The sequence below is a fragment of the Halococcus morrhuae DSM 1307 genome, from assembly GCF_000336695.1.
Taxonomy (GTDB): Archaea; Halobacteriota; Halobacteria; order Halobacteriales; family Halococcaceae; genus Halococcus; species Halococcus morrhuae.
Genome location: NZ_AOMC01000156.1, coordinates 1 through 14,178, shown reverse-complemented (window position 1 = coordinate 14,178; position 14,178 = coordinate 1). Strand labels below are relative to the sequence as shown.

Here is a 14,178-nt window from a genome sequence, read left to right as displayed (position 1 = left end):
TCGACCGCCTCACTGATCGGCTGAGTTTCGCCGTCTCATGGATCGAGAAATTCCTCGCTCCGTATCTTCAGAAGTTATCCAAATGACTACGCCGTCTCGTAGCAAGTAAAAAAGTGGAAGTGCGGTTTTTAGAGCTCGACGCGTTCGACGAGGCGTTCGTCCGGTTCGCGGGTCGTGACGGCGACGATGCGGACGTCGTCTTCGAGGCCCGAATCGGTGAGTTTCGCCTTGAGAAGGGTGTCGACCTGATAGACGCCGGCGGCGTCGGTCATCTCGATCTCGACGACGACGGGGACGTCGTCGCCTGCTCTGAGAGTTACCTCGCGGATGGCCTGACTGGAGACGGTGTTGATGCCGCGTCCGCCCTGTTCGTACGGGCGGCGCGAGCGGCCGTGTTCCATGTCGAGAGCGTCGGAGACCCTGACGACGCCGGCTTCGAGCGTGAGCGGCATTTCGGCGGTGTGATGGCAGAGGATCGCGTGGAGCACCTCGCCCTTGAGACGGACGCGTTCCTCGACGTCGTACCAGCCGAAATCGGGGAGGAGGCGGTCGAGCACGTCGGCGGCGAGCGGGATCGAGTAGTAGGGATGATCGGTCCGGTGGACGACGTGGCCGATGTCGTGCAGCGTCGCAGCCAGCGCGATGATCACCGACTCGTCGGCCTCGGCGAGTCCCTGATCGCCAGCACCGTTGAACGTGACGCCGCCGGCTTTCAGCAGGTCGTAGAGACAGAGCGCGCGGTTGCGAACGATCGAGATGTGTTTCGATCCGTGATCGTTGTAGCGCTTTCTCGTGACCGGGTTCACGTTCTGGGCGTCGAGATAGGCCTGGATCTCGGCGTCGTTCTCGACCGTTTCGAGCACCTCGTTGAGTCGCTCGTCGGGAAACGCATGCTCGATGTCGGGGTCGTACACTCGGCCCTTGCGGACGCTATCGGTGTCGCTCATGGCACGGACTAGGTGGCCGCCGGGAAAACCGATTGGGTTCGATCAGTTCAGGCCGCGTTTCGGGCTTCGCTCACGACCTCGTCGTAGTCCGGTTCGACGCCGGGATCGTCGGAGCGCCACGCGTAGGTGATCTCGCCGTCACCGTCGACGACGAACACCGCGCGCTGGGCGACCTCGTCGATGCCCAGTTCGTCGAAGCTCATCGTCGCGTCGTAGGCGTCGACGATCCCGTGGTTCGCGTCGCTGATGAGAGCGTATTCCAAATCGTTCTCCTCGCGGAAGGCGTTGAGTGCGAACGGCGAATCGACGCTGATCCCGTAGATCCGTGCGCCAGCGTCCGCGAAATCGTCGAGGCGTTCCTGGAAGGTGCGCATCTCGCCGGTGCAGACGCTCGAAAACGCGCCGGGGAAGAACGCGAGCACGAGCGGTGCGTCGTCGAGGCGCTCGGAGAGCGTGAACGTCTCGCCGAGGTCGCCGTTCGCGAGCGGTGCGGTGAACGCCGGTGCCGAGTCGCCAGCAGAGACCATTGCATTCGCCAACGGTGTGGCTGGAGCAAGACGCTTGTGCTCGACTCGGGGATCGGTTGGTGATCGGGTGGCCGGCGAGCGCATGCCTGCCAGCCCACAGCGGTCGTTTCGATGAGCAAAAAGCCTATAATGGATACATCGTAAGCTACAGCCACGATGACTGGACTATCGCTGCTGCAGATCCCGGGTATTCCCGGCGGACCGGAGGTGTTGATCATCCTCGTGATCATCGTCCTCCTGTTCGGCGCGAACAAGATTCCCCAGCTCGCTGGCGCGCTCGGTCAGGCCCGCGGCGAGTTCGACAAGGGACGGCAGGAAATCGAGGAGGAACTCGACGAGATGCAGGAGGGCGACGTCGAGGGTGGCTCCAACGCCGACGAAACGACCACGACGACCGAGTCGACCGCGACCGACACGCAGAGCGAAACGGTCGATCACAATCCGCCCGAAGTCGAGGAGCGCAACACCGAAGTCGAAAGCAACCAATGACATCCTCCCCGCGCTGATCGACGAGGATTCTTCCGGCGGGATTCAGACGACCTCCGCCGGCCGACCCACCATGAACGAGCAGCTATTCGGTTGCACCGTACACCCTCTGTGAGCGGAGGGTTCGTACTTGCCTTTCACGTAACGCAACGGTTTTTCGGTCCGCCGCCCCAAACCTCGCCGGGGCGTGTGGCCTAGCGGATAGGGCGAGAGGTTCCTAACCTCTAGACCGCGGGTTCGAATCCCGTCACGCCCGAATGACATCCTCCCCGGCGTGAACGCCAGGGTTTCCTCGCGCTGGGGGTCGGGTCCGTTACGTGAAAGACAGGCGCAAAGCCTCGCCGTTCACGGCGGGGATACGCGCCGTAAGCTCTGTCGTGGTAGTGTTCAACCGCCAACTACCCNAAGCCTCGCCGTTCACGGCGGGGATACGCGCCGTAAGCTCTGTCGTGGTAGTGTTCAACCGCCAACTACCCGGCAGTAGCCGGACTGGGGTTCGATCGGAGCGTTTAAGCGTCCGGCCACCCATAGTATGTATAGATGCCAAAGAGTACCCGTCATGCGGTCTACGAACTCTACTACCACATAGTGTTCGTGCCGAAGTACCGGCAGCCGGTACTGACGGGGAAGGCAGAACCCCTCGAAAGCATCTTCGCCGAGATTTGCGACGACAAGGACATCGAACTGGTCGAAGCCAAAATCATGGACGACCACGTTCACCTGTTCGTCGGCAGTCCGCCGAAAAANCTGAGATGTCGGACGATCTCCTTGCGACGATCTCCGCTCATGAGATCGCTATCTCACGCGATCTTCATAACTTTCGCTAGGGACTAAGCCGTCTCGGCATGACGGAAGACGCGAGCGTCTTCCGAACCACGTCGGGTGCGCGCAAAGCGCGAACCACTCTCTGCTCGCGGGCCGAAGGCCCGCTCGCATGGTACGAGGGACCGAAGGTCCCTCGCCACTCGCAAAAGCCTGGACTAAAAAGGTCCGCTCACTCGGCCTACGGCCTCGTTCACGGTGAACCGCGCTCGCTGCGCTCGCGCGGACACTCCCTCCACAGCACAGCACCGCCCTCCACCGAAGCCCTCGGCGCGCGCTCCCTCCGGTCGCTCGCGCGCCTCGCCCTTCATCCGCCAGGCACCGCGACCGCAACCGCGGACCGCTACCGCGGCGGTGGATCGTAACCGCACCGCGACCGCAACCACGCCGCAGCCGCGGGCCGCAAATCCTCCATAGTGACCGTCAACAGCGGATTTCCGTGTGTTTTATTCTCGTGACAAGACTGTCCGCAGAGGGTTCGAACGGATGGCTTTTTGAAGCTTCACGGCGGTCGTTCTAGCAGTGTCGGAATCAGCCGGAGGCTCGCTGGGCCTCTTCAAAAACCGTGAGTTCGTCGCCCTCGCCAGCACCGCCTTCGCCCGCTCGCAGGCCTTTTCGACCATCCTGATCGCGCTCGGACTGTACGCCGATATCTTCGGAACCTCCAGTACTGTGGAGGGCCTGTTCGGCACGGCCTTCGCGCTCGCCCAGCTGCTCATCGTCCTGCCGCTCGGTCGCGCCGTCGACACACACAACGCCAAGCGCTTTCTCGTCGTCGGGCTGGGGATCAACGTCCTCGCATTCATCGGGTTCGCGCTCGTCGACAGCGCCACCGACGTGATTTTCGTCCGTATCCTGCAGGGCACCGGCGCGAGCATCCTCTGGATCACGGGCTCGGCGGTCGTCGGCGAGCTCAGCCCCGGCGACGAGCGCGGGCGCTGGCTCGGCACCTACAACCAGGTGACGGCGTTTTCGAGCCTCGCGGGCGACCTCGTCGGTGGCTTCCTCCTCTTCGCCTACGGCTTCACGCTCACCTACGTGGCGCTCTCGCTGGTGACCGTTCTGGCGACGCTCGCCGTGCTCGCCTTCCTCCGTGACAATCCCGGTGGCACGACAGATCCCGAGGAAGCGACGGGCATCGAGACGCTGCGGACGCTGCTCGACCGGGCAGCAGTCCGCGCACTCGTCGTCTTCCGCCTCGGCTTCGGCTTCGGCAAGATGGCCGTGATCATCTTCCTGCCGATCTACGCCCACACCGAGTTCGGGATGAACCCGCTGATGGTCGGCGGCATCCTCGCTGGTGGGAAACTCACGAAGACCCTTCTCCAGGGCGTGGTGGGTAGCTACACCGACCGGGTGGGTCACAAACACCACTTCGTCATCGCGGGTGCGCTCACCTACGCGCTCGGGACGGCGATGGTCCCCTTCGCCGACAGCGCTGCCGGGTTCCTCCCCGAAGTCTCGCTGTCGGCGTTCGGCGGGTCGGTGACGCTCCAGCCGGCGTTCTTCGTTCTCTTTGCGGCCTACGCGGTCATCGGCGTCGCCGACAGCCTCCGCCTGCCCGCAAGCATGGCGCTGTTCGTCGAGGAGGGCGAGCGCTTCGACGCCGTCGCCGCGAGCCTCTCGCTGCGCTCGGTCGTCTGGAAGGTCGGCGAGGTGGTCGGCCCGCTCACCGTCGGCGCACTCTGGGACGCCACCTCGGTGTTCACCGCCTTCTTCACCGCCGCCGGCTTCATCGTGCTCTCGACGGGCGTGTTCGTCCTGCTCTACCGGACCGAACCCGCACCGAGCGCGACGCCGACGCCGGGCGACTGACTCGAAAAATCCGTCCTCCGTTAGAGCAGATCCGCGTCGGCGAGCCGATCGACCGCTTCCCGGATCCGCTCCTGGCTGTTCGCGTAGGAGATCCGTGCGTAGCCGGGCGTGCCGAACGCGCTCCCCGGGACCGTCGCGACGTGGGCGTCCTCGATGGCGTTCTCACACCACTCCTGGTCGTCCTCGGCTACCGGCAACATCATGTAGAAGGCTCCCTCGGGTTTCGAGACCTCGATGTCGTGGTCGGCCAGCAGGTCGGCCAGCAGATCACGCCGTTCCTCGAAGGCCTCGGTCATCTCGACGACCGTTTCGTCGGTGTTTTCGAGCGCCTCGACGCCGGCATGCTGGACGAAGTTCGTCGCCGAGGAGACCGAGTGCGACTGGAGCTTGCTGCTCTGGTCGACCATTGCCTCGGGAGCGGCGAGATAGCCGAGCCGCCAGCCAGTCATCGAGTAGGCCTTCGAGAAGCCGTTGATCGTGATCGTTCGATCGGCCATCCCATCCAGGGTACCCAGACTCGTCGGCTCGACACCGTAGGTGATCTCCTTGTAGATTTCGTCGGAGATCACGGCGATGTCGTGTTCGACCGCGAGATCGCGGACGCCTTCGAGTGCCGCGTCCGAGTAGACGGCACCAGTCGGGTTCGACGGCGAGTTCACCACCAGCAGTTCCGTCTCGTCCGAGACGCTCTCGGCGAGCTCGTCGAGTGCCGGTTCGAGCTGGAAGTCGTGGGCCGCGAGGTCCACGCGCGAGAGCGAGCCGCCGGCGAGTTTCGCCATCGCCTCGTAGGAGACCCACGCGGGATCGAGCAGGCAGACCTCGTCGCCGTCCTCGATGAGCGTCTGGAACGTCTCGTAGAGGGCCTGCTTGCCGCCCGGCGTGACGATGATCTCCTCGGGCGAGTAGTCGAGCCCGTCGTCGTCGAGCTTCGCGGCGATTGCTTCACGGAGTTCGACGATCCCGTTCGATGCGGTGTAGCCCGTATGGCCGGCGTCCATCGCGTCCTTCCCGGCCTCGACGATGTTCTCGGGCGTGGGGAAGTCGGGTTCGCCGACGCTCAGATCGACCACGTCCGCGCCCTCGGCTTCGAGCTCGCCAGCGAGCGTGCTGATCGCGAGCGTCGCGCTCGGTTCGACGCGCTCGACTCGGTCTGTGAACTTCATGCCAGTGCCTCCAGCTGGTCGAGCGCGCTCTCGACGGCGCGCGCCCCGTAATCGACACGTTCGCGTGCTTCGGCACCGCTCATCCCGGGTCCGAGAACGCCGAAGGCCACGGGTTTGTCGCGATCGAGGCTCACGTCGGTCAGTCCCTGTGCGGCCGCGCCGGCGATCACCTGATCGTGGTCGGTATCGCCGGAGACGATCGCGCCGAGAGCCGCGACGGCGTCGATGCCGTCCTGGCGCGCGAGGCGATCGGCCGCCAGCGGCGTGTCGTACGCGCCGGGCACCGGGATGGTCTCGGCGATCTCCGCCCCGTGTTCGGCGGCGGCATCGCGTGCGTGCTGCTCCATTTCGGCCGCCAGTTCACCGTAGAACTGCGCGACCACCAATCCCAAACTGGGCATACGTGCGGATGCAGAGCGCACGTCAAAGGCCTACCGCTCCGCGAGCACAAACGAAACGCTCCTAACTACCCCGCCACCCTCACCCGTATGGCATCGACCGACGGCAGTGCCGGGCGCGGCCGCCGCGTCACGACCGCCGTCGTCGCCATCGCGCTGTTCGCGCTCGTCGCCCGTCTCCTCTTGCTCGGCGACCGCATCGCCCACTGGGACGAGGCGCGCGTCGCCTACTGGATCCTCGACTACGCCGACACCGGTGTCTTCGAGTATCAACCGATCATCCACGGGCCCTTCCTCCAGCAGGTCAACCGGGTCGTCTTCGAGCTGTTCGGCGCGAACGATTTCACGATGCGGCTGGTGGTCGCGGCACTCGGGGCGGCGCTGCCGCTGGCGGCGCTGCTCTTTCGGAAGCGACTCTCCGATGTCGAGACAGTCGCGTTCGCCCTGTTTCTCGCCGTCGACCCTGTCCTGCTCTACTACTCGCGATTCATGCGCAGCGACCTGCCGCTGGCGGCGTTCATGCTGTTCGCGCTCGGCTTTTTCCTCCGCGCGCTCGACAGTCGCCGCCCCCGGTACGTCCACGCGGGCATCGTCGCGCTCGCGCTCGCGTTCACGACCAAGGAGAACGTGCTCGTCTATCTCGTGACGTGGCTCGGCGCGCTCGTCCTGCTCGTCGACCGCCGTCTGCTCGTCGATCACCGACCGTTCGCCGACCGCGATCTCTCGTTCGACCTGCAAGCAGCACGCGAGCGCATCGGGGCCTTCGGCACAACCCTTCGCACATGGGTCCCCCACCTCCTGCTCGCGGTCGTCGAGTTTCTCGTCATCGTCGTGTATTTCTACGCGCCGCGGACGAACGGCTCGACGCCGGGGTTCGACACGCTCCTTTCCGATCCGACGGCGCTACCGGCGGTGATCGGCGAGGCGACGCTCGGCTCGTGGAACGCCTTCATCTCCCAGTGGATCAGCGGCGATAGCCAGAGCCACGCCTACCTGCCCTATCTGGGCGATCTCGTCGAGACGCTCGTCGTCGGCTCGGGCGCGCTCGTCGTGCTCGCGGCTATCGGTTTCCTCGCCGATCGCTACGCCGACGACGGTCCGCGGGACCTCGTCGCGTTCGCCTTCTACTGTGGGTTCGTGAGCGTTCTCGGCTACCCCATCATCACCGACATCATGGCTCCATGGGCGGCCGTCCACGCCGTCGTCTTCCTCATGCTGCCGGCGGCGGTCGGCGCGGGCGTGCTCTACACGCGGGCCAGAACGGCGCTCAGCCACGACGACCGTCCCGGGGTCGCCGCAGCGCTCGTCATCGTCCTGCTCGTCGTCGGCCAGGTCGGTTATATCGGGGTCCAGAACGTCTATCTCGACGACCAGTCGGCATCGAACGCGCTCGTCCAGTACGCCCAGCCCGCCGACGACCTCCGCCCGACGATCGAGGAGATGGCCGCCGTGAGCGCGAACAATCGAGGAACGGACGTGTTGCTCTACGGCGATCACCTCGTCGCCGATTCTCCAGGGAGTCGGGCACCGGGCTGCTCCGACTGGTTCAACATCCTCCCGCTACCATGGTATACGGAAGCACACGACATGAACGTCTCGTGTGCGACGGAGCCATCGGGCTTCGAGCAGCGCGTCAACGAGAGCAGTCCACCGGTTGTGATCGGGCTGACAACGGATAGTGAGTTCCTCGCGGCCAATCTAGAGGGCTACGACGAGCGGGCGTACGTGCTGCGGACCCAGGACACGGCGAAGACCAACACGACGTTCTTCCTCGACGAGAGCCGGCTGCCGAAAGTGACGACCGAGCAAAGCAATCCTTAACCGCGCGAGTCGGAAACCGCTCGACATGCAACTCACCACAGACGGCCCGGTCGTGGGGGTGGTCGGCGGCGGCCAGCTCGGGCGGATGCTCGGCGAGGCCGCCGGACCGCTCGGCGTCGACATCGTCGCGAGCGATCCGACGCCGGAGCCGCCGGCCGCACCGGTCGTGACCGACACGCTGCACGGTGATTTCGACGATCCCGACACGATCGACGCCCTCGCCGCACGCGCGGACGTGTTGACCTACGAGATCGAACTCGCCGATCCCGACGCGCTCGAACGTGCGAGCGAGGCCCACGACGTCCCCGTGCATCCCGCCCCCGACACGCTCCGGATGATCCAGGACAAACTCGTCCAGAAGCGCCATCTCCGCGAGGCCGGGATCCCGGTGCCCGAGTTCCGCGCCGTCGACGACACGGCCGAACTCCGGGAGGCGCTCCAGGAGCTCGGCTATCCGGCGATGCTCAAGGCTCGCGAGGGCGGCTACGACGGTCGCGGGAACGTCCCGATCGAATCGCCGGGCGGTGTCGAGGCAGCCTTCGAGCAGATCGAGGGAAAGGCGATGATCGAGGCGTTCGTCCCCTTCGAGCGCGAGCTCTCGATCATCGGCGTTCGCGGCGATAGTGAAAGACGGGTGTTCACGCCCGGCGAGAACGTCCACGAGGAGGAGATCCTGCGCGAGACGGTCGTGCCGGCGCGCGTGCCCGAAGACGTCCGGGAGCGCGCCAAAAGCGTCGCCTGTGAGGTGCTCGATCTGCTCTCCGGGCGCGGCGTCTTCGGCATCGAGCTGTTCGAGACCGACGGCGAGATCTCGGTCAACGAGATCGCGCCGCGACCCCACAACTCGGGCCACTGGACGATCGAGGGTGCGCGAACCTCGCAGTTCGAACAACACATCCGCGCCGTGCTCGGCTGGCCGCTCGGCGCGACCGACCGGCGCGGCCGGACGGTGACGAAGAACCTGCTCGGCGACGTCGCGGAGCCGCGACCGGCCGTGCTCGATGGCGTTGATGCGATCCTCTCGTCGCCGACGGCGAACCTCCACTGGTACGGCAAGCGCGAGGCACGCCCGCTGCGGAAGATGGGCCACGTCACGCTCACCGACGTCCGTGCCGAGCCCGACGAACTGCTCGCCGACGCGCGCGAACTACACACCCACTGGAGCTTCGATTCATGAGCACCGAAATCGACGATCTGATCGACGAGTTACGGAGCGAGGCAGCGATGGATCGTCCGTCGGTGGAGACGCCCGACGTGGGGATCATCATGGGCTCGGATTCGGACCTCGACACGATGGCGGGGGCCTACGAAGCGCTCTCGGAGCTCGGGCTCGACGAGGACACGGGTGAGGGAGCGGAGAGTCGATTTTCCTACGAGAGCTACGTGGTGTCGGCCCATCGGACACCCGATCTCATGTACGCCTACGCGGAGACCGCCCGCGAGCGTGGGCTCTCGGTCATCATCGCGGGTGCGGGCGGCAAATCGGCCGATCTGCCGAACATGACCGCCTCGATCGCCTTCCCGGTGCCCGTGATCGGCGTTCCGGTGCAGGAGAAGTCGGTCGATTCGGTCATCGGGATGCCGACCGGTGCGCCGATCGTCGCGGTCGATGCGGGCAAGTCGTTCAACGCCGGGCTGTCGGCGGCCCAGATACTCGCCGGCGACCACGAGGAGCTCGCCGATCGACTCGTCGACTATCACGAGGAACTCGAAAGCGAGGTCGGGGCGGTCTCGCGCGAGCTCCACGAGCAGGGGATCGAGGTGTTCCGTGAGGACCCCTGAACGGCGTGTCAGGTCGCTCGCGGGCGGAAAGAATCAATCCTTATGTGAGTGCGCTCCAAAGCGTCGCCACGAGCAACCAAGCACATGAATGAATGGATAGCTGTCGGGGCGCTGGCGTTCGTCGCCATCGCAGTCCCGCTCTCGTTGCTGGGCGTATCGTTCCTGTTGCGACCCAGCGTGCCCGAACAGGGAAAAACGGCCGTCTACGAGTCGGGTGAGGTCCCGACGGGCAACACGCGCATCCGGTTCAACATCCAGTACTACATGGTCGCGCTGTTGTTCCTCGTCTTCGACATCGAGACGGTGCTCATTTTCCCGTGGACGGTCATCTACCGCGACGCCGTACAGAGCGCGGGGCTGGCCGCGGCGCTCGTGCCGATGTTGATCTTCATCGGCGTGCTCGTCGTCGGGCTCGCGTGGGCGTGGCGTAACGGTGCGGTGCAGTGGATCCACAGCCAGAATTCGAACAGTACGACACGACAATGAGTAGCGACAATCAACCTCAGACCGCGGACGCACAGACGACCCAGGAGGCCCGGATGGGTGGCGGGACGGACAACCGGTTCAACTCCAAGCTCAGGAACGCCTTCGGTTCCTCGCCGTTCATCCTCACGAAGTTCGACTCGTTCATGAACTGGGTGCGTGGCTCCTCGATGTTCATGCTCCAGTTCGGCATCGCCTGCTGTTCGATCGAGATGATGCACACCTACGCGGTGAAACACGACCTCGATCGCTTCGGCTCCGGCGTCCCCCGGGCGTCGCCACGACAGGCCGACGTGATCATCGTGCCGGGCACCATCGTCTCGAAGTTCGCCCCGCGGATGAAGCGGGTCTACGACCAGATGCCCGAGCCGAAGTTCGTCGTCTCGATGGGCTCGTGCACCATCTCGGGCGGCCCGTTCCAGAAGGGGTACAACGTCGTCAAGGGTGCCGAGGAGGTCATCCCGGTCGACATCCACGTGCCGGGCTGTCCGCCGCGACCGGAGGCGCTCATCTACGGCGTCGCGAAGCTTCAGGAGCGCATCTCCGAGGGTGAGTCGGCTCCGGTGACGGTCAAGCCGTACGAACTCCAACAGTTCGGCGATCTGGAGAGCGACGAGCTCGTCGACGAGCTCGCCGACGAGATCGATCGGGACACGCTCGTCATGCGGTACAACTGGAACGATTCGCCATGAGCCTGGAACGACCGACCGACCGGACAGACACCGTTGGCGTCACCGAGGAAGGACTCGACTACGACGCGCTCGCCGATCTGCTCGGCGATCGCGTGGTGAGCCGTGAACAGCACCACCACACGGAGGCCTTCACGATCCGGCCCGACGAGGTTCAGGACGTGCTGTTCGCGCTGCGCGATCAGGCGGGCTTCGATCATTGCTCGAACGTCACCGCTCAGGAGTACGAGAACCGCTTCGAGACGATCTATCACCTGAAGAAATACGCCGATCCCACGCAGGAGCTCTCCGTCGTCGTGCCGACGTCGAAGGACAACCCCGTGAGCGAGAGCGCGGAGCCGGTCTATCGGACCGCCGACTGGCACGAGCGCGAGGCCTACGATCTGGTGGGTATCCAGTACGAGGGCCACCCCGACATGCGTCGGATCCTCCTGCCCGAGACGTGGAAAGGCCACCCGATGGGGCTCGACTACAACCAGGAGAAGCCCCAGATCGTCACGCTCGAAGCGCACGCCAACCCGCTCGAAGACGACGAGCACGACGCCGGCGCGGACACGATGTATCTGAACATCGGGCCCCACCACCCGGCGACACACGGCGTGCTCCACATCGAGACGGTGCTCGACGGCGAGCAGGTCGCCCACGTCGAGCCCGACATCGGCTATCTCCACCGCTGTGAGGAGCAGATGGCACAGCAGGGCACCTACCGCCACGAGATCATGCCCTATCCCGATCGCTGGGACTACGTCTCGGCCGGCATCCTGAACGAGTGGGCGTACGCCCGCACCGCCGAGGAACTGACCGACCTCGACGTGCCCGACTACGCACAGGTCATCCGCACGATGAGCGCCGAGCTCTGCCGGATCGCCGCGCACATGCTCGCGGTCGGCACGTTCGCACTCGACGTCTACGGCGAGTTCACCGCCACGTTCATGTACGCGTTCCGCGACCGCGAGGTCGTCGAGAACATCCTCGAAGACCTGACGGGCCAGCGGCTGATGTTCAACTACCTCCGGCTCGGTGGCGTGGCCTGGGACCTGCCCGAACCGCGCGAGGCGTTCTTCGAGAAGATCCGGGACTTCCTCGACGGGCTCCCCCACAAGCTCGACGAGTATCACGACCTGCTGACCTCGAATGAGATCTTCCAGCTGCGCTGTGCGAACACCGGCGTGCTCGACGCCGAGACGGCCAAACAGTACGGTGCGACCGGCCCCGTCGCCCGCGCGTCGGGCGTCGACTACGACATCCGGCGCGACGACCCCTACGGCTACTACCCCGAACTCGACTGGGACGTCGTGACCGCCGAGGAGGGCGACAACTACGCACGCGTGCTCTGTCGCCTCCAGGAGGTCGAGGAGTCCGCACGCATCATCGACCAGTGTGTCGACCTACTCGAAGACTGGCCCGAGGACGATCGCGAGATCCAGTCGAACGTGCCGCGGACGCTCCGTCCGGACGACGACGCGGAGATCTATCGCGCCGTCGAGGGCGCGAAGGGCGAGCTCGGCATCTACATCCGGAGCGACGGCACGGACAAGCCGGCCCGGTTCAAGATCCGCAGCCCGGCGTTCTCGAACCTGCAGACGCTGCCGGAGCTCGCCGTCGGCGAGTACGTGCCGGATCTGATCGCGTCGCTCGCGAGCCTCGATATCGTCCTGGGTGAGGTCGATCGATGAGCGTCTCGGAGATCGTCTTCCAGGCGGGCAACGCCACGAACGGCTCCGGGGCGGCGAACGCGACGAACGCCTCGGCGGCCGGCGGCGGGCAGACGTTCCCCGAGATCCTGAGCGGGCTGCTCGGCCTCGGTCCCAACCCCGATCCCGGACTACAGTTCCTGTTCGCGGTCGTCGGCGCGACGTTGATCGCCGTGCTCTTCCTGACGATCGCCGCCGTCGGCGGTATCTGGGGCAAGCGGAAGATCACGGCCGCGTTCACCGACCGAATCGCGGTCAACCGGGTCGGCCCGTTCGGCCTGCTGATCATCGTCGCCGACGCGGTGCGATTGCTCTCGAAGGAAGTCATCATCCCCGACAGCGTCGACCGCCCGGCGTTCGACATCGCGCCGATGGTGCTGCCGTTCTCGGCGCTGTTGGGCTTCGCGGTGATCCCGCTGGGCAGCGGGCTGCAGCTGGCCGACCCGGAGACGGGCTTCGTGTTCGTCTTCGCGGCCTCCTCGCTCGCCTCGCTTGGACTCCTGATGTCCGGCTACTCGTCGAACAACAAGTACTCGTTCCTCGGCGGGCTGCGCGCGCTTGCACAGAACCTCGCCTACGAGATCCCGCTGGTGGTGACGGGTGCGTCGGTCGTCCTCTTTACCGGCACGCTCAAGCTGAGCGAGGTCGTCGCCGTCCAGAGTCAGCCGCTGCTGACGCTCGGCGGGCTGACGATCCCCTCGTGGTTCGCGTTCGTCAACCCGTTCGCGTTCGTGCTGTTCCTGATCGCGAACCTCGCGGAGGTCGGGCGCAACCCGTTCGACACGCCCGAAGCGCCGGGCGAGCTGGTGGCGGGCTACATGACCGAGTATTCGGGCGCGTACTTCGTGCTGCTCTATCTCGGCGAGTTCCTCCACATCTTCCTCGGCGGCGCGATCATCGCGACGCTGTTCCTCGGCGGCCCCGCCGGACCGGTGCTGCCGGGGCTCGTCTGGATGGTCATCAAGATCCTCGCGGTGTATCTGTTCACCCAGTGGATGCGCTCGGCGATGCCGCGCGTTCGTATCGACCAGATGATCGAGATCGGTTGGAAAGGCCTGCTCGTGATGAGCTTCGCCAACCTCGTGCTCACGGCGATCCTCGTGGGCGTGATCGCCTAACTACAAACCCATGATCGGACTCCTCAAATCGATGGCGACGACGATGAGACACGCACTCGACGGCTCGACGTTCACCGTCGAGTATCCCGATACTGCACCCGAGGTCAGCCCCCGTTTCCGTGGGGTGCACAAGTTCAGCCAGGAGCGCTGTATCTGGTGTCGGCAGTGTGAGAACGTCTGTCCGAACGACACCATCCAGATCGTGATGGACGAACAGCGCAACGGCGAGCAGTACAACCTCCACATCGGCCAGTGTATCTACTGCCGACTCTGTGAGGAGGTCTGCCCCGTCGACGCGATCCTCCTGACCCAGAACTTCGAGTTCACCGCCGACACGAAGGACGAGTTCGCGCTCAACAAAGAAGAGCTGAAGAACGTTCCCTGGTACAAGGACATCGACCCGCTCGAAGCCCGCGAGCCCGATCGCGGCGGG

Annotated in this window: 14 protein-coding genes, 1 tRNA gene and 1 pseudogene; 12 read left to right on the top strand and 4 right to left on the bottom strand. The window is 65.3% G+C overall.

Going from position 1 to position 14,178, the window contains the following annotated elements; translation table 11 throughout:
- Window positions 1-128: 128 nt before the first annotated feature.
- Window positions 129-947 (bottom strand): HD domain-containing protein, encoded by an 819-nt coding sequence (locus tag C448_RS14190; RefSeq protein ID WP_004055806.1) that lies wholly within the window; start codon window positions 945-947, stop codon window positions 129-131.
- 47 nt (window positions 948-994) lie between these two features.
- Window positions 995-1,474, bottom strand: a complete 480-nt coding sequence (locus C448_RS14185; protein WP_004055805.1) for a redoxin domain-containing protein — start codon at window positions 1,472-1,474, stop codon at window positions 995-997.
- 156 nt (window positions 1,475-1,630) lie between these two features.
- On the opposite strand from C448_RS14185, the gene tatA reads away from it, so the two are divergent.
- The 4 genes and pseudogenes from tatA (at window position 1,631) to C448_RS14165 (ending at window position 4,597) form a co-directional block, all read left to right on the top strand.
- Complete coding sequence (tatA, locus tag C448_RS14180; RefSeq protein WP_004055804.1) at window positions 1,631-1,963, top strand: twin-arginine translocase TatA/TatE family subunit; 333 nt, start codon at window positions 1,631-1,633, stop codon at window positions 1,961-1,963.
- Window positions 1,964-2,143: 180 nt separating this feature from the next.
- Window positions 2,144-2,216, top strand: a tRNA-Arg gene (locus C448_RS14175).
- 284 nt (window positions 2,217-2,500) lie between these two features.
- Window positions 2,501-2,704 (top strand): annotated as a pseudogene (gene tnpA / locus C448_RS14170) (IS200/IS605 family transposase); the annotation flags it as partial.
- A 600-nt stretch (window positions 2,705-3,304) separates the two neighbouring features.
- Window positions 3,305-4,597, top strand: coding sequence for an MFS transporter (locus tag C448_RS14165; RefSeq protein WP_004055802.1), 1,293 nt, complete (start codon window positions 3,305-3,307; stop codon window positions 4,595-4,597).
- Window positions 4,598-4,617: 20 nt separating this feature from the next.
- Here C448_RS14165 and C448_RS14160 read toward each other — a convergent pair whose 3' ends face one another.
- Window positions 4,618-5,760, bottom strand: a complete 1,143-nt coding sequence (locus C448_RS14160; RefSeq protein WP_004055801.1) for a pyridoxal phosphate-dependent aminotransferase — start codon at window positions 5,758-5,760, stop codon at window positions 4,618-4,620.
- Window positions 5,757-6,161, bottom strand: coding sequence for a 6,7-dimethyl-8-ribityllumazine synthase (ribH, locus tag C448_RS14155; protein ID WP_004055800.1), 405 nt, complete (start codon window positions 6,159-6,161; stop codon window positions 5,757-5,759). The genes C448_RS14160 and ribH overlap by 4 nt, the downstream gene beginning before the upstream one ends.
- An 87-nt stretch (window positions 6,162-6,248) precedes the next feature.
- Here ribH and C448_RS14150 point away from each other — a divergent pair, with 87 nt between their 5' ends.
- The 8 genes from C448_RS14150 to C448_RS14115 all read left to right on the top strand — a co-directional run.
- Window positions 6,249-7,979: a flippase activity-associated protein Agl23 gene (locus C448_RS14150; RefSeq protein WP_004055799.1), complete on the top strand. Its 1,731-nt coding sequence runs from the start codon at window positions 6,249-6,251 to the stop codon at window positions 7,977-7,979.
- Between the two features lie 25 nt (window positions 7,980-8,004).
- On the top strand, window positions 8,005-9,156 hold the full coding sequence (locus tag C448_RS14145) for a 5-(carboxyamino)imidazole ribonucleotide synthase (RefSeq protein WP_004055798.1): 1,152 nt from the start codon (window positions 8,005-8,007) through the stop codon (window positions 9,154-9,156).
- On the top strand, window positions 9,153-9,761 hold the full coding sequence (gene purE / locus C448_RS14140; protein ID WP_004055797.1) for a 5-(carboxyamino)imidazole ribonucleotide mutase: 609 nt from the start codon (window positions 9,153-9,155) through the stop codon (window positions 9,759-9,761). The genes C448_RS14145 and purE overlap by 4 nt, the downstream gene beginning before the upstream one ends.
- An 84-nt stretch (window positions 9,762-9,845) precedes the next feature.
- A complete protein-coding gene (locus C448_RS14135; protein WP_004055796.1) occupies window positions 9,846-10,247 on the top strand; it encodes an NADH-quinone oxidoreductase subunit A in 402 nt (133 codons plus the stop codon).
- Window positions 10,244-10,936: an NADH-quinone oxidoreductase subunit B gene (locus C448_RS14130; RefSeq protein ID WP_004055795.1), complete on the top strand. Its 693-nt coding sequence runs from the start codon at window positions 10,244-10,246 to the stop codon at window positions 10,934-10,936. Before C448_RS14135 ends, C448_RS14130 begins: the two co-directional genes overlap by 4 nt.
- A complete protein-coding gene (locus tag C448_RS14125; RefSeq protein ID WP_004055794.1) occupies window positions 10,933-12,609 on the top strand; it encodes an NADH-quinone oxidoreductase subunit D in 1,677 nt (558 codons plus the stop codon). Before C448_RS14130 ends, C448_RS14125 begins: the two co-directional genes overlap by 4 nt.
- Entirely contained in the window at window positions 12,606-13,745 is a 1,140-nt protein-coding gene (locus C448_RS14120) for a complex I subunit 1/NuoH family protein (RefSeq protein ID WP_004055793.1), read from the top strand. Before C448_RS14125 ends, C448_RS14120 begins: the two co-directional genes overlap by 4 nt.
- Window positions 13,746-13,755: 10 nt before the next feature.
- On the top strand, window positions 13,756-14,178 hold a 423-nt coding region (locus C448_RS14115), incomplete at its 3' end, for a NuoI/complex I 23 kDa subunit family protein (RefSeq protein ID WP_004055792.1).